The organism is Bacillus cereus group sp. Bce041, from assembly GCF_052646455.1.
Map to the genome: position 1 here is coordinate 612,373 of NZ_JBQXON010000001.1, position 18,721 is coordinate 631,093.

Sequence of the window (18,721 nt, forward strand, 5' to 3'; positions counted from 1 at the left end):
TAAAAAAGAAGCCTGTTAAACAGGCTTCTTTTTATCCCCTTATAATTCCATAACTTGTCCCAACTAGTACAGTCTTCTCATGCTGATTGCGATAAACTGACTCGATTGAAACTTTTTTATAGCCTTCCATTTGCTCAACATTTGTTAAAGTTAGTTCACAAGTGATCGTATCTCCTGTGAAAACTGGTCTAATAAACTCACTTACTAATTCTCTTGCTATGTAATGTAACTCTTCTCCCACTTTCGTCCCAATGCTAGCAGTCAATAAACCATGAACCATTAATCTTCCATTTTCATCGTATTCCACATGGTGTCTACCTTTATCACCTGTAATATTTGCAAATTCAAAAACTTCTTCCTCAGTAAATCTTCTTTCATATTTAAATACATCCCCAGCTTTTACACTCATTTTTATCCCCCTAATAATAAACAGAATTTTCTTTTATTTTATCATAAAACGAGCCTCAATCCATTCTCTATTATCAAAAGTCTCAAAATTACCTCGCTATACTTTTTTACTTTCCATTCATTTATCGGTGACCATCTCTTTTTGCGACTTGATATCCATAATACGCACATGTTCCATTTCTCGATAGCTCTCTAACTTCAAATCCACAGCTTCTATAAAAATCAAAATTGTTCGCTGATGTATGCGCAAACCAATCACCGTGGGGAAGTTTTTGCAGGCAAAGAGCTACAAGCTTCTTACCTAATCCCTTCCCTCTATATTCACACTTCACAACTAAATTTACTATGTTCGCAATCATAATTCCATCAGAAATGACTCTAACCATCGCAATCATCTCTTCCTCATCCCAAATTGTGAAAGCCCATGTTGAATTTTCGAATGCTATCGTAAATTTTTCAATTTGCCAAGAAGGGATATTATCATTACTCCAACCGGCATCTTCAAATAAAGCTTTAATTGCATATGCTGGTACACTACTCGTTCCCTCACGAATAATAAGTCCATTATGATAAATGTACATGTAACCCCTCCCTTTATTTTCATATACCATTCTTCAAAAAATGCAATTTACCTTTAAAAAAGTAATTTTTTCATCCAACACGCTTAATAGAATAAACTAGAGCATCGATTCCATGAAATGACGTTGTTTTCTCGTAGCTGAGCCCAGTTTTTCTAGCAACAAATATTGAGGCGGGATGATTCGGATTAATAAGAGAAATTAATTTATTCATTCGTAATGCTTGGAAACCATAGTCACGAAATGCTGCCGCCGCTTCTTTTGCATACCCTTTTCCCCAATACTGAGGAAGTAACCAATAACCAATTTCAATTTCCTCTTTTCCATCTATTTTCTGCTTTACCAGCCCTGCATGACCAATTCTTGTTCCCGTTTCCTTTTCAATCAATACAAATAAACCGAGACCGTTTTTATAGCTAGGAATCACCCATTCCTCCAGACTTTTTTTACACTGCATATATGTTTTTAATGTCCCATTTCCAATATAACGCATTACCTTCTCGTTCCCCCATAGTGAAGCGTAGAACTGTAAATCATCCATTGTATATTTGCGAATTTGTAAACGTTCTGTATGAAACATGCTGGCACTCCTTTCCACTAATTTATTCTTCATTTCACGATCATGTTTTGTATGTATACGGTATGTTACTATTTATTATAAAGTGAAACTTTAATCAGTGGGGAATTTTGTTCACCCCAATGATTATTAGCCTTTACCAATCCGACGTTTACGGGCAGTGGATCTCCCGTCTAACTTCTTTTCTTTAACTGAATTTTTAGGCGAGAGTCTTACTGCCTGGAAAATAGCGGGATAAATGAACCAGCGATAAAATACAGAATATTCATTCTAAATAACTAAAAAAAGCAGTAGACAAATATTGTCCACTGCATCCATATCATAACTAGCATAAAGAAAACTACAATTGAGGGGGGTGTAGGATTTTCAAATATACTAGATACTTATCCCGTTCTAACGGGCGGTAAACTTTCCAATTGTTTCAAGTGAAAAGTTTACCGCACATAAGAACTTCCTTCGTTCATTAAGATAGTATTGCTAAATAATCATATACACGCTTAGATTTCTCTCCACCCATTCGTGCATGTTGAAGAAGAGAAATACCATGAGGGCCAGATGCACGCAATGCTTCTGGTTGAGCTACTAAAATAGCTTGTACAACTTCTAATTCACCAAGCATAGCTGCTGCAAAAATATCCATCCGAGCACCCTTTTCTAGTAAATAAAGAGCAATATCTTTACGACCTACATGTGCCGATGCGCCTAACGCACTTTCCCAATCTGATCCACCCCAATTATAAGAGGCGTGAAGTAAGCTTGGTGATTCAACCAATAGCTCTTGTACTTTCTCTAAATCCCCGTGAGCTGCCATAACAAATTCTCTTACTAATTCCGTGGTAATACGCTCTTCTGTTTGCATCGCTCTTCTCCCCTTTTAGAAATTCGTTTCGGTGTAAAAAAAGGCTTGTCACTTCCTTGAAAAATATCTACATCTATGCCAAATACATGTTGAAACATTTCATGGCATAGTACTTCTTCTGGTATACCATCATACTGAATCTTTCCTCGCTTTAATACAAGTAAACGATCGCTATATTGAGCAGCTTGGTTAATGTCATGTAAAACCATTATAATTGTCATTCCAAACTCCTCATTTAATCGTTTCACAAGTTCCATTACTTCCAACTGGTGAACGATATCTAAAAAGGTTGTTGGTTCATCCAATAATAAGACATTTGTACGTTGCGCTAACGTCATCGCAATCCAAGCACGTTGCCGTTCCCCTCCTGATAAAGAATGTAAAAGACGATATTCATACCCTTCAAGATTTGTAACAGACAATGCCCAATCAACAATTTCTTCATCTTCTTTATTTAAGCGGCTACTCCATGATTTATGTGGACCTCTTCCGAACTCAATTAGTTCTTTCACTGTTAAATCTAATTGATGATCATGCATTTGTGGTAACATTGCTAATTGCTTCGCTACATCAGCACTCTTCATCATATGAATATTTTTCCCATCTAAAATGATGTCCCCTTCGCTTTGTTTCAGTAGCCTTGCTATTAAACGAAGCAAAGTAGATTTTCCCGATCCATTCGGACCAATTAAACTAACGATTTCTCCAGCCTTAATATGTACATTCATATTTTGCATTTGAAATCTTTCAGAGTGTGCGTAAAACACTTTGTTAACGGAAATCACTTTGTTTTCCTCCTCTATGAATTAAATATAAGAAGAACGGACCACCTAAGAAGGACAGTAAAATACCAACAGGCAATTCGATTGGGTCAAACCAACTTCGAGCTATTGCATCCGCAAAAACAAGTAATACCCCGCCGCCAAGGCATGATAAAGGTAGCAAATATCTATAATCATTTCCAACTAATAAACGTAGCATATGTGGTACGACAAGACCGACAAATCCAATAAGACCAGACACACTTACTGCAATTCCAGCTAATAATGTACTTACTACGATTAAATAAAACCGACTTTTTTCCACATTATGTCCTAATAACTTTGCCATTTCATCTCCAAGCATTAACACTCGAATATGCTTAATACCAAAGAAAGCTAATATAATGGCGAATATTGCATAATAAATAATCATGTTTAAATGTGCCCAACTTACACCACCAATACCGCCCGCTAACCACGGTAACACCGATTGTACTTTGTCACTATGTAATAACATTAATGCTGACGTTGCTGCACCAATTAATGCATTGATCGACACCCCTACTAAGACGATTCTTGAAGGTGGTGCCCCTTTTTGCCATGATAAAGCATAAATAACCATCGCTGTTATGAAAGCTCCTAAAAACGCCCCTAGTGGTAAAAAAGCTAGATGCTGTGGGAATAAAATCATGATGACAATTGCTACAAGGCCTGCTCCAGATGAAACTCCGATAATACCAGGATCTGCAAGAGGGTTTCTCATAACCCCTTGTAGCAGTGTACCAGATGCAGCTAAACATGTTCCTACTATAAACCCAATAAGCACTCTCGGTATGCGAAGATCCCATACAATTCGATGAACTGTCGAACCTTCCTCTTGTATACCTGTTAAAATATCTCGTATAGAAAAGGATAAACTTCCTGCGAAAAGACCGTACAAGAGACCTAGGATTGTTAATACAACTAAAGTAACTGCTATTATCCATCTTTTTTTCGCAAAAGGATGTTCCTTTTCTCTTACTACTTCACTACTTTCCATACGTATCATTTCCTTACATCTTGTATACTTTTATACATAAAATCCATTGCTTCTGTAACTTTTGTACCAGGATTAGATCCAAATAAATCAGGTGGCAAAATAACTACGCGGTTTTGTTTTACTGCCTCTAAATTTTTCCACGCTTCATTTTTCATCATTTCGCCTTCGAATGCTTTTTTCACACTTTTTGGATCTCCGTGTGTAATTAAATAAATCACATCTGGATTCGCCTCAATAATACGTTCTACACTTAGCTGTGCATATTGCGGATATTCTTTCGTTTCTGGAAAATCAGAAGCAATATTTTTTCCGCCTGTTTTTTCTAAAATATCACCTGATAAAGATGTTGGTAATGCCGCTAAATAAGTACCTGGTGCGCCATACACTAGCAATGCTTTCACATCGCTCTTTTTCTCATATTTCTTCATTTGATCATTCATTTTTTGATTAATTTCTTTTGCTTTATCTTCTTTCTTCATTACCGTTCCATATAATTCAATATTCTTTTGAATATCTTGTACAGAATTCGCAGAAGAAATGATAACTTGCGTTCCTTGTCCTTCAACCGTTGGCACATTCTTTTGGAATCCATTGTTAGCAACAAGTACATCGGGCTTTAAACTAGCAATTTGCTCAAAATTCGGTTGATGTGCATTCCCAATTACTTGTGCTTTCTTTAACTCCTCTGGAAGAGTTAATTTCGTATCCGGGCGACCTACTATTTTTCCACCTAAAGCATGAATAATATCCATGTCCCCCATACTTAATGTTGCAAAATTTTCTGGCACTTTATCGAATGTTACCTTTCTTCCTGATAGGTCAGTAATTTCGATTTTCTCTTTTCCTTTTTCTGTTTTGGTTGCAGACGCTTTTTCGTCCCCTTTGGCACTGCAACCTATTAACAAGAAAAAAATAGATAAAATCGCTGTAAATAGCGTAATAGATTTTTTCATTCCTTCACCTCTAATTGATAATGATAATCATTAACTACTATTCTACTTTAATTGATAAGGATTATCATTGTCAACACGAAACGCATACATTTTTCTACAAAAAACAAAAAGCGTGACAAAAAGATTTTTTCTTTTCGCCGCGCTCTACTTAACAATATTATTCACATTCATTTTCCTCTAGCTGGTCACGCATCACTTTCACACGCTGAAAGAAAAAGAACGATAAACTTAAAAATATAACGATGCTCCCCATCATAACAAAAAATTGGATTGTCTCTTTTGCTCCATTCGGAATCAACAAGCCAACCATTAACAATGTACTTACAGCGAGAAGAATTTGTCCGAACCGAGTATAGTCTTCTATTTTTCCTTTTAATTCTTTCATTATATTCTCACTCCTCCATTTCACTGTATCATATTCTATGAAACTGAAAGACCAGTAAATACAGCCATTCTGGGAGATGTTTTCCAATAAAAAAAGAGCCGCTTTACTGCGGCTCTTTTGTAATCATTATTCACCTTTATATGCTTCCATATAAATTTCTTTCAGTTCTGAAATAAGTGGCAACTTTGGATTAGCAGTTGTACATTGATCTTCAAAAGCTCTTTCTGCTAATACTCCAACAACCTCTTCAAATTGCTCTTTATCTACTCCTTGTCCTGCAATACTCATATTAATATTTAAGCTTTTTCCAAGCTCAATAATTGCTTTGACGAGTGATTCCACCCCTTCTGCTGCCGAGCTTGCTGGAAGCCCGAGCATTCTCGCTATATGTGCATATCTTTCATCTGCCACAAAGTGCTCATATTTTGGGAACAATGCGTGTTTTCTTGGCTTAATAGCATTATAGCGGACTACATGCGGCATTAGAATGGCATTTGCGCGTCCGTGCGGAATATGGAATTCTGGTCCAATTTTATGTGCTAAGCTGTGATTAATACCGAGGAAAGCATTTGCAAATGCCATACCTGCAATTGCAGAAGCGTTATGCATTTTTTCTCTTGCTTCTTCATCATTTCCATCTTTATATGCTCTCGGTAAATATTTGAATACGAGATCAATAGCTTTTAATGCTAATCCATCTGTATAGTCATTTGCCATAACAGACACATACGCCTCAATTGCATGTGTTAAAACATCCATACCAGTATCTGCTGTTACATGTGGTGGTACTGTCATTACAAATTGCGGATCAACAATTGCTACATCTGGTGTTAATTCATAATCTGCAAGCGGATACTTTATATTATTTTTCTTATCGGTAATAACCGCAAATGGTGTCACTTCTGATCCCGTTCCTGATGTCGTTGGAATCGCAACAAACTGCGCCTTATTTCCTAATTCCGGATATTTACATGTACGTTTTCTTATATCTAAAAACTTCTGTTTAATGCCATAGAATGTCGTTTCTGGATGCTCATAGAATAACCACATTCCTTTTGCTGCATCCATAGCTGAACCACCACCAAGTGCGATAATTACATCTGGCTTAAAGCTTCTCATCATTTCCGCACCTTTAAAAACAGTTTCATCTGATGGATCTGGTTCGACCTCAAAGAAAACTTCAACTTTCACATCATTTGCATGCTTGTTTAAATAGTGCGCGACTGTATCGACATAGCCATGTTCAACCATTCCAGGATCCGTTACAATAAATGCACGTGAAATGTTAGGCATATTTGCTAAATAAGCTGTAGCATGTTTTTCAAAATAAATTTTTGGTGGCAATTTGAACCACTGCATATTCTTTTTTCTATTTGCCAGCCTTTTTATATTTAATAAATGAGTGGCTGTTACATTTTGGGAAACTGAATTCTTTCCGTATGAACCACAACCAAGTGTAAGTGATGGAATAAATCCATTATATATATCCCCTATTCCACCTTGTGATGAAGGTGCATTTACAATGAGACGGCAAGCTTTCATACGTAACCCAAATTGCTTTTGCACATCTTTATTTGTAGAATGGATAACTGCTGAATGTCCTAAACCACCTAGGTTCAACATTTCTTCGCAATATGTAAATCCTTCTTCTAATGAATTCGCCTTCACACAAGCTAATACTGGACTCAGTTTCTCACGAGATAACGGATATGCTGCTCCGATACCTTGAATTTCAGCTACAAGCATTTTTGTATGTTCAGGAACAGTAATCCCAACTAAATCGGCAATATACTGTGCTGATTTCCCTACAATATCACTATTTACAGCACATGTATTTTCATTTATAACAAGCTTTTCTAATTTTTTTCTTTCTTCTTCTGTTACAAAGTAACAATTGTTTTCAATCATTTCTGTTTTAACATCATCATAGATTTCTTTATCGACAATGATTGCTTGTTCCGATGCACAAATCATACCGTTATCAAATGTTTTCGATAAAATTAAATCATTAACAGCTCGTTTTACATGTGCTGATTTTTCTATATAACACGGTACATTACCAGGCCCAACACCTAACGCTGGTTTTCCAGTAGAGTAAGCTGATTTCACCATACCAGCGCCTCCAGTTGCTAGAACGAGTGCTACACCATCATGGTTCATTAATTGTTTCGTCGCTTCAACAGACGGTCTTTCAATCCATTGAATACAGTGTTTTGGTGCACCAGCTTTCATCGCTGCATCATATACTGTTTTCGCCGCTGCCACAGAACATTTTTGTGCGGAAGGATGAAATGCGAAAATAATTGGATTTCTTGTTTTTATCGCAATTAACGCTTTAAACATTGTTGTCGACGTTGGATTCGTTACTGGCGTTACCCCAGCTACTACACCGACAGGTTCCGCGATTTCTATTATTTCTTCATGAGAATCTTCGTGAATAATTCCTACCGTTTTATCCTGCTTTATACTATGCCAAATATATTCAGTGGCAAAAACATTTTTAATGCATTTGTCTTCATATACACCACGGCCAGTTTCTTCAACTGCCAATTTTGCTAGCGGCATATGTTGATCAACACCTGCTAATGCCATTTCATGAACAATGTTGTCAATTTCCTCTTGTGTAAAACTTTCTAATGCTTGTAAAGCTTGTTGACCATTATTTACTAGCGTATCAATCATCTTTTTTACTTCCTGCATTTCATTTACAACTTTCTCTTTGACTACCATGTAAATTTCCTCCTATTCTACTATCACGGTCCTTATATGTCCCTATAGGTCAAAATAAGTCCCAATTAACATAAAAAAATAGAGATGCTTTCCTACATGAATTTCATTGTTTGTGAAATGTTTCACAAGTTTGTTCGTGAGTAACATTTCCTGAATTCAATATACATGAAATCATTTCGTTTGTGTATGTCTATTTTGTGAAATATTTCACAAAATGATGTAATAAAAAAACGCACTGCTCTATATTAGCAGTGCGTTTTTTTATTATGCTAGCGCTTGTGCTAAATCTTCAATTAAATCTTCACCATCTTCAATACCGACAGAAATACGAATTAATGTATCTGTAATTCCTAATTCTTTGCGGCGATCAGCTGGGATTGATGCATGTGTCATTTGAGATGGAATAGAAATTAAACTTTCTACTGCTCCTAAACTTTCAGCAAGTGTAAAGTACTGCAATTTCTCAAGTACTTTATTTAATGTCTCTTCACTATCTACATCAAATGAGATAATAGCACCAAATCCATTTGCTTGTTCTGTTGCTAATTCGTGGTTTTGATGTGATTCAAGACCTGGGTAATATACTTTATTTACTTTTGGATGATTATTTAAGAACTCAGCAATAGCGCGTGAATTCGTTTCATGTTCTTCCATACGAATTCCTAATGTTTTTAAACCACGAAGTAGTAAGAAGCTATCTTGCGGCCCAAGAATACCTCCTGTTGAGTTTTGTACAAAGTGAAGATCTTCTGCTAGTTGTGGGCTATTTACAACTACTAGACCTGCAACTACGTCACTATGACCTCCTAAATATTTCGTTGCACTATGAAGCACAATATCTGCTCCTAAAGAAATCGGCGACTGCCAATATGGCGTCATGAATGTGTTATCAATAATTGTTAATAAGTCTTTCTCTTTAGCAAGAGTAGATATTTTCTTAATATCAGTAATTTTTAGTAGTGGGTTCGTTGGTGTTTCCACATAAATTGCTTTCGTATTTGGACGAATCGCTTCTTTAACTTCCTCTAAGTTTGTTGTATCTACAAATGTATGCTCAATACCGAAACGGTTTAATACTTTTGTAATAACGCGGTATGTTCCGCCATAAACATCATCTGTTAAAATAACGTGGTCACCTTTTGAGAACAACATAATTGTCGCTGTAATAGCAGCCATTCCCGAACCAAATGCAAATCCAGCATGCCCATTTTCTAATACAGCAATCATTTCTTCTAAAGCTGCACGTGTTGGGTTACCTGTACGTGAATATTCATATCCTTGATGCTTACCAACTGCTTCTTGTTTGTACGTACTTGTTTGATAAATCGGTACGTTTACAGATCCAGTTGAAGGTTCTCCTATGCGAATACCATGAATTAACTTTGTCTTTGCTCTCATTTTTTATTCCCATCCTTTGTATATGTCTTTACTTAAATAGCGCTCACTGCTATCAGGAAAAATGGTTACAATATTTGTACCTGGTGCTGCCTTCTCTGCCTCAAGTAAGCTCGCATGAAATGCTGCTCCTGAAGAGCTCCCAACGAGAAGTCCTTCTTTTTGCGCTAATTCTTTCACTCGTAAAAATGCATTTCGATCAGAAATCGTATGAATTTCATCAAAATAAGATGTCTTCAAAAATGGCGGGATAAATTCCAGTCCAATTCCTTCGGTCTCATGTGAACCAGCCTTACCACCATTTAAAATAGATCCTTCTGGCTCTACGATAACTGTTTTAATATCTATATTTTTTTCTTTCAAATAAGATGCAGTCCCCATAAATGTACCGCCAGTTCCTGCTCCAGCAACAAATATGTTAATCTCTCCATTCAATGCGTCCCACAGTTCAGGTCCTAATGTTTTAAAATATGCACGAGGATTTGCCTCATTTGCGAACTGACTTGGAGAGTATGAATTCGGTATTTCATTTACTAACTCTTTTGCTTTGGCAATTGCACCGGTCATTCCTTGCTCAGTCGGTGTATGCACGACAGTTGCACCTAGTGCTTTCATTAATTCTTGTTTTTCAATACTAAATTTCTCTGGTACACAAACAATAACACGTAAATCATGTTCTAATGCTGCAAGTGCCAGTCCAATACCAGTATTCCCAGCAGTCGGTTCAATAATTGTTCCACCCTGGGTAACAAGCCCTTTTTCTAGCGCATCTTCGATTAATTCTCTTCCTAAACGATCCTTAACGCTTCCGCCTGGATTATAAAATTCAAGCTTTGCAAATAAACGGACCCCTGTTGGAAGTGAAAAACGAGTAATTTCTACAATTGGTGTATGACCAATTAACTCATGAACTCCACGATATACATTCATCGTGTTCTCCCCCTTGTTTGCCAATAAAGAAAAGGCAACTGTATGTATTTTCTTTATATGAGACAGTTGCCTTTTTGTTACATTACTTTAACTCTTCTAACACTTTTACGATAAAGTTTGTAGAATGAAGAGCTGCTTGATCTAAAAACTGATCAAATGAAACATTTGATTCTTTACCAGCAATATCAGAAAGTGCGCGAATGATAACAAACGGAATTTCATATTGGTGGCATACTTGTGCAACAGCTGCTGCTTCCATTTCTACCGCATAAAGATTTTCAAATTTATCACGGATGGCTGCAACGCGGTTCGGATCACTCATAAATGAATCACCTGTTGCAATCATACCTTTTACAACTTGAATATTTTCTTCAGCCTGCATACATTTCTCAGCTAATGCAACTAACGCCTCATCAGCTTTAAATCCAGGCGGCATTCCTGGTACTTGACCATATTCATAGTTAAATGCTGTTACATCTACGTCATGGTGACGAACTTCAGTGGAAATAACTACATCACCAACGTTTAGAGAATGATGGAATCCACCAGCTGAACCAGTATTAATTACTTTTTCAGGCTTATATTTTTCTAATAAAATTGTCGTTGACATCGCTGCGTTTACTTTACCAATACCAGACTTTAACAAGATTACTTCATGCCCTGCTAATAGCCCTTTCGTAAATTCACAACCAGCAACCGTTTCTGTTTCTGCTTGTTCTAATTTGTCACGTAAAATACGTACTTCTTCTTCCATTGCTCCAATTACAGCAATTCTCAATCTAATCCCTCTTTCTATTGCTTAGTTGCCTCCATTACCCAAACGAAATGATTTAATCTCGTGAATGTTACATGGAAGCCATTGTTTTCAAAAATAGTCTGCATAACTGGAATACGTGTATAGTATTCCGTTTGCAAATCGTTTGCTAACTGGTGGAAACCTCTTTCTTGTGCTGTTTCAACAGTTTTATCATATGCATCTTGATCTGCAAATATCGTATCAGCAAACACTATTTTACCACCTTTGTTTAGCAATTGACTATACTTCGCAATCGCTACATTTTTTTCATCATCTGTTAAATGATGAAATGCATAGGTGCTTACAATGGTATCAATTGAATTTGGAACTTCAAACGAAAGAAAATCACCCTCTGTAATTGAAAATTCTTTTGGCAATTTCTCTTTTGCAATCATGCGCATTTCACGCGACGGTTCTATACCGTAAACTGTGCGGCCAGCAAGTAATAATTTATTTGTTAAATTACCTGTACCGACACCAAATTCTAATACATTACCAAATGACTTGTTAACTACATCCTCTAGAATGTCCTCATAATGGGCGAAAACTTCTTTATATTGTATATCTTCGCCTTGTACAAATGAGTCGTACGTATGAGCCCACTCATCAAATAAACCATTAAATTCTGTACCCATAAAAATTCCCCTTTTTCTTATCGGTTTTATCAGTATGATATTCCCTCTTTCTAAAAATGTCAATTGAAATGTACATGGTATTTGCTTCTTTTCTTTGTTACACTATAGTTGATTACATAGGAGAGGGGCCGTCTTCATGTCATTTACCTTTGAAATGTTAGAAGATAAAGTAGAGTTTTTTGAAGCGGGAGACTTAGCTTCTTTAGAACGAAAAATTAGTGAACAAATCGATAATAATAAAGCGCTTATGCTTGAAGTTCATCACATCTCTCATCAAATGGTTATGGATCCTGAAAGCAAAAGACCGTATTATAGCGCGGTTGTTCATTTTAAATTAAAGAAATTGCGTTAACAAAAAAGAGAAGCTCCTAAGGAGCTTCTCTTTTTTAGTTTAGAGTTTGAACAAGTACTGGTTTCCAGCCCTCATTGTCTACCCAATCAATATTTACGTAATATCTTTTCCCACTTTGCTTATCTTGAACATCACCATAAGCTTTGCTCTTTCCAGTTTTGTCTCTTCCAACAAAATGGAATACTAATTGCTCTTTCGGTATCTCAACACCTGCAGCAATTGCACTTTGCATCTCATTCCAATCTGATGACCCTTGTTTAAACGTCATCGCCGGTGATGAACCTTGTTCTGTTCCTACAGCTTTCCAAGAAGGTTTTGTGTAAGCCTCTTTTGCCTTAGATACAGTTTTTTCAGCTGATACTTTCTCGTTAGCTTTCGCTTCTTCTTCAGCTTTTTTCTGTTCTTCTTCAGCCTTTAGCTTCTCTTCTTCAGCTTTTTTCTTAGCTTCTGCTTGCTCTTGTTCTTTTTCTTTTTTCTTAGCAGATTCTTTATCTTCTGATTTTCCAGCTTTCTCATTCTTTGTTGTTTGTTGAGAGACTTTCTTATCAGTAGAAGATGCTTGCTCTTTCGTACTAGGAACGAACAATTGATATGCTACAATAGCTACTAATAGTAATACAATAGCGATTGCAATATTTAAAACACCGTTTTGACGACGTTTTTGTTGTTTCTGTTGGAATCTTGATCCTCCTGCCATTCTCCAAACCTCCATGCAGTTTTTCCTAATTGCTATTGTAACATTAAATCTAGAAAGGTTGAACATTTACAATGATATTTTCATGAAATGAAGACATTTCACTATAAATTGCAAGATTACTTTTCATTCTCCAATTGATAGATTGCTCCCACCATATCTTTAAAAATAGGTGTAACTTTATTCACTTTGCTATCAGTCTCTAGATCAACAACAACTAAAGCATATCTTGGATTCTCATACGGAAAATAACCTGCAAACCAGCGATTCACCCTCGTCCCTTTCCCCGTTTGCGCTGTCCCGGATTTTCCAGCGACACTTAGTGGCAACGAACGGAATGCCGTTCCTGTTCCTTTCTCCCTTGTTACAACGCCTCTTAATAACTCTTGTAATGTTTTCACTGTTTCATACGAAAGCTGTTTTCCATTTAACGTATGGCTCTCAAATGTAAAAAAATCCGCTCCATTTTTATATACTATTTTTTCAACAGCTTTCACTTCCATCTTTTCTCCATTCCTCGCAATCGTCGCCATCATATTGGCAATTGCTAGAGGTGATATACGTACATCTTTCTGTCCAATCGCTGTTTGTTCTACCGCTTTTTTATTACTTTTATTTTCTTCATTCCCCCAAATAGTAGTGCCTTTCTCTTCTGACATTTGCTCAAAATGAGGTGTATGAAATACAGAACCTTTCCATCCAACCTTTTCATTTGCTCCTAGAGCTGCTACGTATGTTTCTAACACCGTCCTATCCTTTTGTAATAGCTCGTTACCTAACTCGGAAAATGTTCTGTTACAGCTCCTAGCAAAGCTCTCTTTAAAGTTAAGTGTACCCATCCTAACTTGCGGGTCGTTTTCACCATATAAATCTTTATTACAGTTAAATGTCCGATTAAACAAATTTACTTTTTGATCAATGACTGCAGCTGCAACTACTGTTTTAAAAACAGAGCCTGGAAAATGTGGCGTTAACATTTGATTTTCAAGTGTAGTTTTATATAAATTCTCATCCCTTACTTGTAAAGACGGCTTACTAACCATCGCTAATATTTCATTTGTCTTTACATCAAGTAATACTAATCCCCCCTTCTTTATTTCATTTGCTTCAATCACTTCTTCTGCTTTTTGCTGCAACTCTTTATGTAAAGTAGTTTGAACCCTAACTGGATAAAACGGATTTCCTGGTGAAGTGTATTTCGCTTGCTTTCCGAAAATTGGTTCTCCTTGCCGATCTACTTGATATAATACTTTTGCCTCTCCATCAGTCAATAGAAATTCATCAAATGATTGCTGTAATCCTGAAATACCTATCGGCGTTTGTTTTGAAATTTTTTTCAATTCTCCATATCGATTTTGAAATTCCCTTTCGTTCTCCCCTACATCACCAATTAAATGACTGATTTCTCCAGTTTGTTTTAATCGCACTTCAGCTGCTACAATACCTAATACATGTAATTCATTTACCTTCTCCATCTGCTCTCGTGTCACTCGAAATGGAGCAGTTTCTCCTTGTAGGGTAAATGCATTTTTGTTATTTTTCATTTGTCTTCTAATCTCTTGTCTCGACACACCAATGATATGCGCGATTTTCTCTAACATGTCATTTTTTATTTGTAAAAATGGAAAAATAATTAAAACAGGATATTTTTCCTCACCTATTTCTTTACCATTACGATCTATAAACTGCCCACGTCCATCGTCTACTGTAATGGATTGTGTGCGTTGCGTAACACTTTTTTCAATTAAATTTATTTTGCGATCAGTAAATGATTCTGTATCTATAATTTGAATTTGGATTAAACGACAAAGCAATAAAAACATAACGCTCATAAAACAAATTAAAACAATTGTAATTCTCCATTTTATTTTCATAAAAAACACCTCGTCTATTGTAGTTTAGACGAGGTACTATTTTATTTATACAAGCTCCAAAACAAAAATAGATATTATATAAAGCTATTATTGTTTTTTTGGCTTCTCTAAAAATTTCGTAAGAAGCGATTTAAATTCAGTTTCACTCACTCCAGTGTTTTTAGCAACTTCAATTACAGTAGTTGTTACATTAGCCGCTACTTTTAAATAGTCCTTACTGAAATTATCCATTTCATTTCTTTTTTCTTTTGCATTCTCAACTGTTACAGAATCAATACAAGTAATCATCTTATCTACAATATGTAAATAATTATTTTGTGCATCTATTATTTTTTGAACGTCATCTTTATTACTTACTTTCGATTGTTTTAAATATGTATATGCTTGATTCACTTCATCTTTTAAAATTTTATCATTATTCTTCGCCTGTTCTTGTAACATATTCTTCATATCATCTATTGTTTTTTGATCCATCGAATCTCGCAATAAATAATCTGGATTCCCAATCGCATAATCGTACTTAATCGTTACATCTTGAAATATTTTCATCACAATAGCTAATTGATACGCTACATCAAAATTATTGAATTCCTTTTTATCTTGTGGATTTGCTAAGGCTTTTGAACTCTCCGTTGCTTTAATATCCTGTTTTTCTTCTTGCTTCACTTTTTCTCCCTTTGATGATGTAGTTTCCTCTTTCGTTCCGCAGGCAGCAAGTCCTAATATGGAGATACTACAAACCAACCCTGTAAAGATTTTATGTTTCATAATTAGCCCCTTTTCCCTTTTGAAACCTATATTCTCCAATTATGATATCAAAGTTTAAAATGTTTTTTTGACATTTTTTGTCGAATCACTCCCAGGTTTACACAAATTTTTCTATTCTACAGATAAAGTGAAAGTTTAATCACCCCTCACCAATCGGGCGTTTACGAGCAGCCCAACACCCACTTAACTTCTCTGCTTCCGCTGAATTTTGAGATAGTGGTCTTACTGCCTGGCAAATAGCGGGATAAAAAAAAAAGATTCTCCCGATAGGAGAATCTTTTTTTTTATTTTACAGAGACAATCTCTACTTGCATTTCTCCACCTGGTGTTTGGATTGTTACTTTCTCACCAATTTGCTTACCTAATAAGCTTTTTGCGATTGGAGAATCGTTAGAAATTCTTCCTTCGAATGGATCAGCTTCCGCGCTACCTACGATTGTGTACGCTTCTTCATCTCCGTTTGGTAATTCTTTAAATGTTACTGTTTTACCTAATGTAACAACAGTTGATACTTCGCCAGTATCTTTAATGATAACTGCATTACGAATCATATTTTCTAATTGTGTAATACGTCCTTCTACGAACGCTTGCTCATCTTTCGCTGCATCGTACTCAGAGTTCTCAGAAAGGTCCCCGAAGCTACGTGCGATTTTAATACGTTCTACTACTTCTTTACGTCTTACTGTTTTTAATTGCTCAAGTTCGTTCTCTAGTTTTTGCTTACCCTCTTGCGTCATAGGGTATGTTTTTTCTGTTGACATATTTTCCACTCCTTTTATATACCAATCCCCCGAAAAAAAGAGGAGTTCCATATGAAAACTCCTCCGCTTCCATTGTTAGCGGAGGTTTCTAGTACCCTTGCACTAGCGGAGTTGTCACATACAACCCCGTATTTCCAATTCTTCTTTATATAAAGAAGATATGTATGGAAAGTTGATATAAATATGCCCTCACCTATATATAGATGAGGTTGCATGTTTCATTGTATTCGATAGGAAGGGAAAAAATCCCTTCCTACCGTATATCTTTTACTATGCTATTACAAATTTACTTTTTGTTCAAGAATTGTTGCAATTTTTGTCACCATAATATCAATTGCAACGTGGTTTTGTCCACCTTCAGGGATAATAATATCCGCAAATTTCTTAGAAGGCTCAATAAATTGATTGTGCATTGGACGTACAACATTTACGTACTGATCAATAACTGAATCCATCGTACGACCGCGCTCTTTAATATCACGCTGCATGCGACGCAGAATACGAAGGTCAGCATCCGTATCAACGAATAATTTAATGTCCATTAACTCGCAAAGACGTGGGTCTTCTAAAATAAGAATTCCTTCTAAAATAATTACATCTTTCGGCTCAACTGGAATAATTTCTTCTGAACGCGTATGCAATGTATAGTCATATACAGGCTTATCAATTTGCTCATATGCAAGCAACTGCTGCAAATGTTCAATTAACAGATCATTATCAAACGCAAGCGGATGATCATAATTTGTTTTTAAACGCTCTTCCATTGGTAAATGGCTTTGATCTTTGTAATAATAATCTTGCTCTAAGATTAAAATAGAATGACCTTTAAAATGGTCAAAAATCGCTTTCGTTACACTCGTTTTACCTGATCCCGAACCACCAGCAATTCCAATTACAACAGGCTTATTCGTCCCCATTCGACTATCACTCTTTCTTATTGAAGTATGCTTTTGCGCATCATATTATTCACATACACTCGTTGATCCACTTTGAATTTCACGATTTGCAACGGATGTCTCGCTGCATCTAATTCGTTTCCATCCTCATCCCAAATTTTCTCCACCGTTTGCGTAAAGTTTTCTATTTCTGGTCCAAAGAACTCCACTTCATGTCCTGGTTTGAAATGATTACGTTGCTCAATCGTTACGATGCCCGTTTCTTCATTATAATCTAACACTAAACCAGCAAAATCATACGTTGTTTTCTTACTATGATTTCCAAACATTTGTTCTTGATGTCCTGGAACCCCTTCAAAGAATGCAGGAGCTGTATCACGATTTGCACATTTATCAAGCTCATCTAACCATTCTTGTTTAAACTCAAAGTTATCTGGATCCGCACAATAAGCATCAATTACTTTACGATATACAGTTGCTACAGTCGCTACGTAATGGATTGATTTCATACGTCCTTCTACCTTTAAGCTATCGATTCCGATTTCAATCATTTTCGGAATTGATAAAATTAAATTTAAATCTTTTGGACTCATCGCAAAGTGAGCATCTCCTTCTTGGAATAGAGGAAGCTCTTTTGCATCTTTATGTTGTGATACTGTTTGAACTAAATCATAATCCCAGCGGCAAGATTGGCAACAACCACCACGATTAGAATCACGCGCTGTCATATGGTTACTTAATGTGCATCTTCCTGAATATGCGATACACATTGCACCATGTACGAATGCTTCAATTTCAATATCCACTTTTTCTTTAATTTCTTTCATTTCTTCATAGCTTGCTTCACGAGCTAATACAAGACGATGTAAACCTTCTTCTTTCCAATACTGTGCTGCTTTCCAGTTGGATAGTGATTGCTGTGTGCTTAAATGCACCTCAACAGAAGGCGCTACGCGTTTACAAGTCTCAATGATAAGCGGATCAGCAACGATAATTCCCGTTACGCCAGCTTTTTCAATCCCTTTTAAATATTCCTCTAGCCCGTCCATATTTTCATTATGTGCAAAGATATTTGTTGTTACGTATATTTTTGCTCCATACTTCTTTGCAAACTCAACGCCTTCTGCCATTTCTTCTAGCGTAAAGTTACCTGCATTCGAACGAAGACCAAATTCTTGTCCACCTAAATATACAGCATCTGCCCCGTAATGGATAGCTACTTTTAATTTTTCTAAGTTACCCGCAGGGATTAACAGTTCAGGTTTCTTCACAATAACACGTTTGCCATCGATCACTCGTGAAATTTCTTGTACAGTCATTTCCTACACCC

At 36.2% G+C, this 18,721-nt stretch carries 20 protein-coding genes; 1 reads left to right on the forward strand and 19 read right to left on the reverse strand.

The window, feature by feature from the left end:
* Nucleotides 1-31: 31 nt before the first annotated feature.
* From ACUN13_RS03230 to ACUN13_RS03290, 13 genes are all read right to left on the reverse strand, one after another.
* A complete protein-coding gene (locus tag ACUN13_RS03230) occupies nt 32-409 on the reverse strand; it encodes a MaoC/PaaZ C-terminal domain-containing protein (protein WP_000111564.1) in 378 nt (125 codons plus the stop codon).
* 121 nt (nt 410-530) lie between these two features.
* Nucleotides 531-989 carry a GNAT family N-acetyltransferase gene (locus ACUN13_RS03235; RefSeq protein ID WP_000276126.1) on the reverse strand — a complete coding sequence of 153 codons (459 nt, stop codon included), beginning with the start codon at nt 987-989 and terminating at the stop codon, nt 531-533.
* A 70-nt stretch (nt 990-1,059) separates the two neighbouring features.
* On the reverse strand, nt 1,060-1,599 hold the full coding sequence (locus ACUN13_RS03240; protein WP_004408018.1) for a GNAT family N-acetyltransferase: 540 nt from the start codon (nt 1,597-1,599) through the stop codon (nt 1,060-1,062).
* Between the two features lie 427 nt (nt 1,600-2,026).
* Nucleotides 2,027-2,422, reverse strand: a complete 396-nt coding sequence (locus tag ACUN13_RS03245; RefSeq protein ID WP_001192766.1) for an ankyrin repeat domain-containing protein — start codon at nt 2,420-2,422, stop codon at nt 2,027-2,029.
* Nucleotides 2,389-3,207 carry an ABC transporter ATP-binding protein gene (locus tag ACUN13_RS03250; RefSeq protein WP_006926759.1) on the reverse strand — a complete coding sequence of 273 codons (819 nt, stop codon included), beginning with the start codon at nt 3,205-3,207 and terminating at the stop codon, nt 2,389-2,391. Before ACUN13_RS03250 ends, ACUN13_RS03245 begins: the two co-directional genes overlap by 34 nt.
* Nucleotides 3,194-4,222, reverse strand: a complete 1,029-nt coding sequence (locus ACUN13_RS03255; RefSeq protein ID WP_002024813.1) for a FecCD family ABC transporter permease — start codon at nt 4,220-4,222, stop codon at nt 3,194-3,196. Before ACUN13_RS03255 ends, ACUN13_RS03250 begins: the two co-directional genes overlap by 14 nt.
* Before the next feature lie 5 nt (nt 4,223-4,227).
* Nucleotides 4,228-5,175: an ABC transporter substrate-binding protein gene (locus ACUN13_RS03260; protein ID WP_000748452.1), complete on the reverse strand. Its 948-nt coding sequence runs from the start codon at nt 5,173-5,175 to the stop codon at nt 4,228-4,230.
* 157 nt (nt 5,176-5,332) lie between these two features.
* Nucleotides 5,333-5,560 (reverse strand): YrhC family protein, encoded by a 228-nt coding sequence (locus tag ACUN13_RS03265; RefSeq protein ID WP_000661263.1) that lies wholly within the window; start codon nt 5,558-5,560, stop codon nt 5,333-5,335.
* A 126-nt stretch (nt 5,561-5,686) separates the two neighbouring features.
* A complete protein-coding gene (gene adhE / locus ACUN13_RS03270; protein ID WP_000260512.1) occupies nt 5,687-8,290 on the reverse strand; it encodes a bifunctional acetaldehyde-CoA/alcohol dehydrogenase in 2,604 nt (867 codons plus the stop codon).
* 264 nt (nt 8,291-8,554) lie between these two features.
* Nucleotides 8,555-9,688 (reverse strand): bifunctional cystathionine gamma-lyase/homocysteine desulfhydrase, encoded by a 1,134-nt coding sequence (locus tag ACUN13_RS03275; protein WP_001201917.1) that lies wholly within the window; start codon nt 9,686-9,688, stop codon nt 8,555-8,557.
* A 3-nt stretch (nt 9,689-9,691) separates the two neighbouring features.
* Complete coding sequence (locus ACUN13_RS03280) at nt 9,692-10,615, reverse strand: O-acetylserine dependent cystathionine beta-synthase (RefSeq protein ID WP_001103883.1); 924 nt, start codon at nt 10,613-10,615, stop codon at nt 9,692-9,694.
* Nucleotides 10,616-10,697: 82 nt separating this feature from the next.
* Nucleotides 10,698-11,393, reverse strand: coding sequence for a 5'-methylthioadenosine/S-adenosylhomocysteine nucleosidase (gene mtnN, locus ACUN13_RS03285; RefSeq protein WP_001217024.1), 696 nt, complete (start codon nt 11,391-11,393; stop codon nt 10,698-10,700).
* Between the two features lie 14 nt (nt 11,394-11,407).
* On the reverse strand, nt 11,408-12,046 hold the full coding sequence (locus tag ACUN13_RS03290) for a class I SAM-dependent DNA methyltransferase (RefSeq protein WP_000536321.1): 639 nt from the start codon (nt 12,044-12,046) through the stop codon (nt 11,408-11,410).
* A gap of 136 nt (nt 12,047-12,182) precedes the next feature.
* On the opposite strand from ACUN13_RS03290, the gene ACUN13_RS03295 reads away from it, so the two are divergent.
* Complete coding sequence (locus ACUN13_RS03295) at nt 12,183-12,398, forward strand: YrzA family protein (protein ID WP_000010984.1); 216 nt, start codon at nt 12,183-12,185, stop codon at nt 12,396-12,398.
* Nucleotides 12,399-12,432: 34 nt separating this feature from the next.
* Here the strand turns inward: ACUN13_RS03295 and ACUN13_RS03300 are convergent, their stop codons facing one another.
* From ACUN13_RS03300 to ACUN13_RS03325, 6 genes are all read right to left on the reverse strand, one after another.
* Complete coding sequence (locus ACUN13_RS03300) at nt 12,433-13,095, reverse strand: YrrS family protein (protein WP_000897098.1); 663 nt, start codon at nt 13,093-13,095, stop codon at nt 12,433-12,435.
* Between the two features lie 116 nt (nt 13,096-13,211).
* Entirely contained in the window at nt 13,212-14,966 is a 1,755-nt protein-coding gene (locus ACUN13_RS03305; protein ID WP_025686955.1) for a peptidoglycan D,D-transpeptidase FtsI family protein, read from the reverse strand.
* An 87-nt stretch (nt 14,967-15,053) separates the two neighbouring features.
* Complete coding sequence (locus ACUN13_RS03310) at nt 15,054-15,734, reverse strand: hypothetical protein (RefSeq protein ID WP_025686954.1); 681 nt, start codon at nt 15,732-15,734, stop codon at nt 15,054-15,056.
* A 284-nt stretch (nt 15,735-16,018) separates the two neighbouring features.
* A complete protein-coding gene (greA, locus tag ACUN13_RS03315; RefSeq protein WP_000102591.1) occupies nt 16,019-16,495 on the reverse strand; it encodes a transcription elongation factor GreA in 477 nt (158 codons plus the stop codon).
* 278 nt (nt 16,496-16,773) lie between these two features.
* Nucleotides 16,774-17,412, reverse strand: coding sequence for a uridine kinase (gene udk, locus ACUN13_RS03320; RefSeq protein WP_000537078.1), 639 nt, complete (start codon nt 17,410-17,412; stop codon nt 16,774-16,776).
* Between the two features lie 17 nt (nt 17,413-17,429).
* A complete protein-coding gene (locus ACUN13_RS03325; protein ID WP_000217974.1) occupies nt 17,430-18,710 on the reverse strand; it encodes a peptidase U32 family protein in 1,281 nt (426 codons plus the stop codon).
* Between the last annotated feature and the right edge of the window lie 11 nt (nt 18,711-18,721).

Coding starts and splice junctions, on each gene's coding strand:
- ACUN13_RS03230 (WP_000111564.1), bottom strand. CDS start 409: ATGAGTGTAAAAGCTGGGGATGTATTTAAATATGAAAGAAGATTTACT.
- ACUN13_RS03300 (WP_000897098.1), bottom strand. CDS start 13,095: ATGGCAGGAGGATCAAGATTCCAACAGAAACAACAAAAACGTCGTCAA.
- ACUN13_RS03295 (WP_000010984.1), top strand. CDS start 12,183: ATGTCATTTACCTTTGAAATGTTAGAAGATAAAGTAGAGTTTTTTGAA.
- ACUN13_RS03255 (WP_002024813.1), bottom strand. CDS start 4,222: ATGGAAAGTAGTGAAGTAGTAAGAGAAAAGGAACATCCTTTTGCGAAA.
- adhE (WP_000260512.1), bottom strand. CDS start 8,290: ATGGTAGTCAAAGAGAAAGTTGTAAATGAAATGCAGGAAGTAAAAAAG.
- ACUN13_RS03310 (WP_025686954.1), bottom strand. CDS start 15,734: ATGAAACATAAAATCTTTACAGGGTTGGTTTGTAGTATCTCCATATTA.
- ACUN13_RS03325 (WP_000217974.1), bottom strand. CDS start 18,710: ATGACTGTACAAGAAATTTCACGAGTGATCGATGGCAAACGTGTTATT.
- greA (WP_000102591.1), bottom strand. CDS start 16,495: ATGTCAACAGAAAAAACATACCCTATGACGCAAGAGGGTAAGCAAAAA.
- ACUN13_RS03305 (WP_025686955.1), bottom strand. CDS start 14,966: ATGAAAATAAAATGGAGAATTACAATTGTTTTAATTTGTTTTATGAGC.
- ACUN13_RS03240 (WP_004408018.1), bottom strand. CDS start 1,599: ATGAAGAATAAATTAGTGGAAAGGAGTGCCAGCATGTTTCATACAGAA.
- ACUN13_RS03260 (WP_000748452.1), bottom strand. CDS start 5,175: ATGAAAAAATCTATTACGCTATTTACAGCGATTTTATCTATTTTTTTC.
- ACUN13_RS03275 (WP_001201917.1), bottom strand. CDS start 9,688: ATGAGAGCAAAGACAAAGTTAATTCATGGTATTCGCATAGGAGAACCT.
- ACUN13_RS03290 (WP_000536321.1), bottom strand. CDS start 12,046: ATGGGTACAGAATTTAATGGTTTATTTGATGAGTGGGCTCATACGTAC.
- udk (WP_000537078.1), bottom strand. CDS start 17,412: ATGGGGACGAATAAGCCTGTTGTAATTGGAATTGCTGGTGGTTCGGGA.
- ACUN13_RS03245 (WP_001192766.1), bottom strand. CDS start 2,422: ATGCAAACAGAAGAGCGTATTACCACGGAATTAGTAAGAGAATTTGTT.
- ACUN13_RS03235 (WP_000276126.1), bottom strand. CDS start 989: ATGTACATTTATCATAATGGACTTATTATTCGTGAGGGAACGAGTAGT.
- ACUN13_RS03265 (WP_000661263.1), bottom strand. CDS start 5,560: ATGAAAGAATTAAAAGGAAAAATAGAAGACTATACTCGGTTCGGACAA.
- ACUN13_RS03280 (WP_001103883.1), bottom strand. CDS start 10,615: ATGAATGTATATCGTGGAGTTCATGAGTTAATTGGTCATACACCAATT.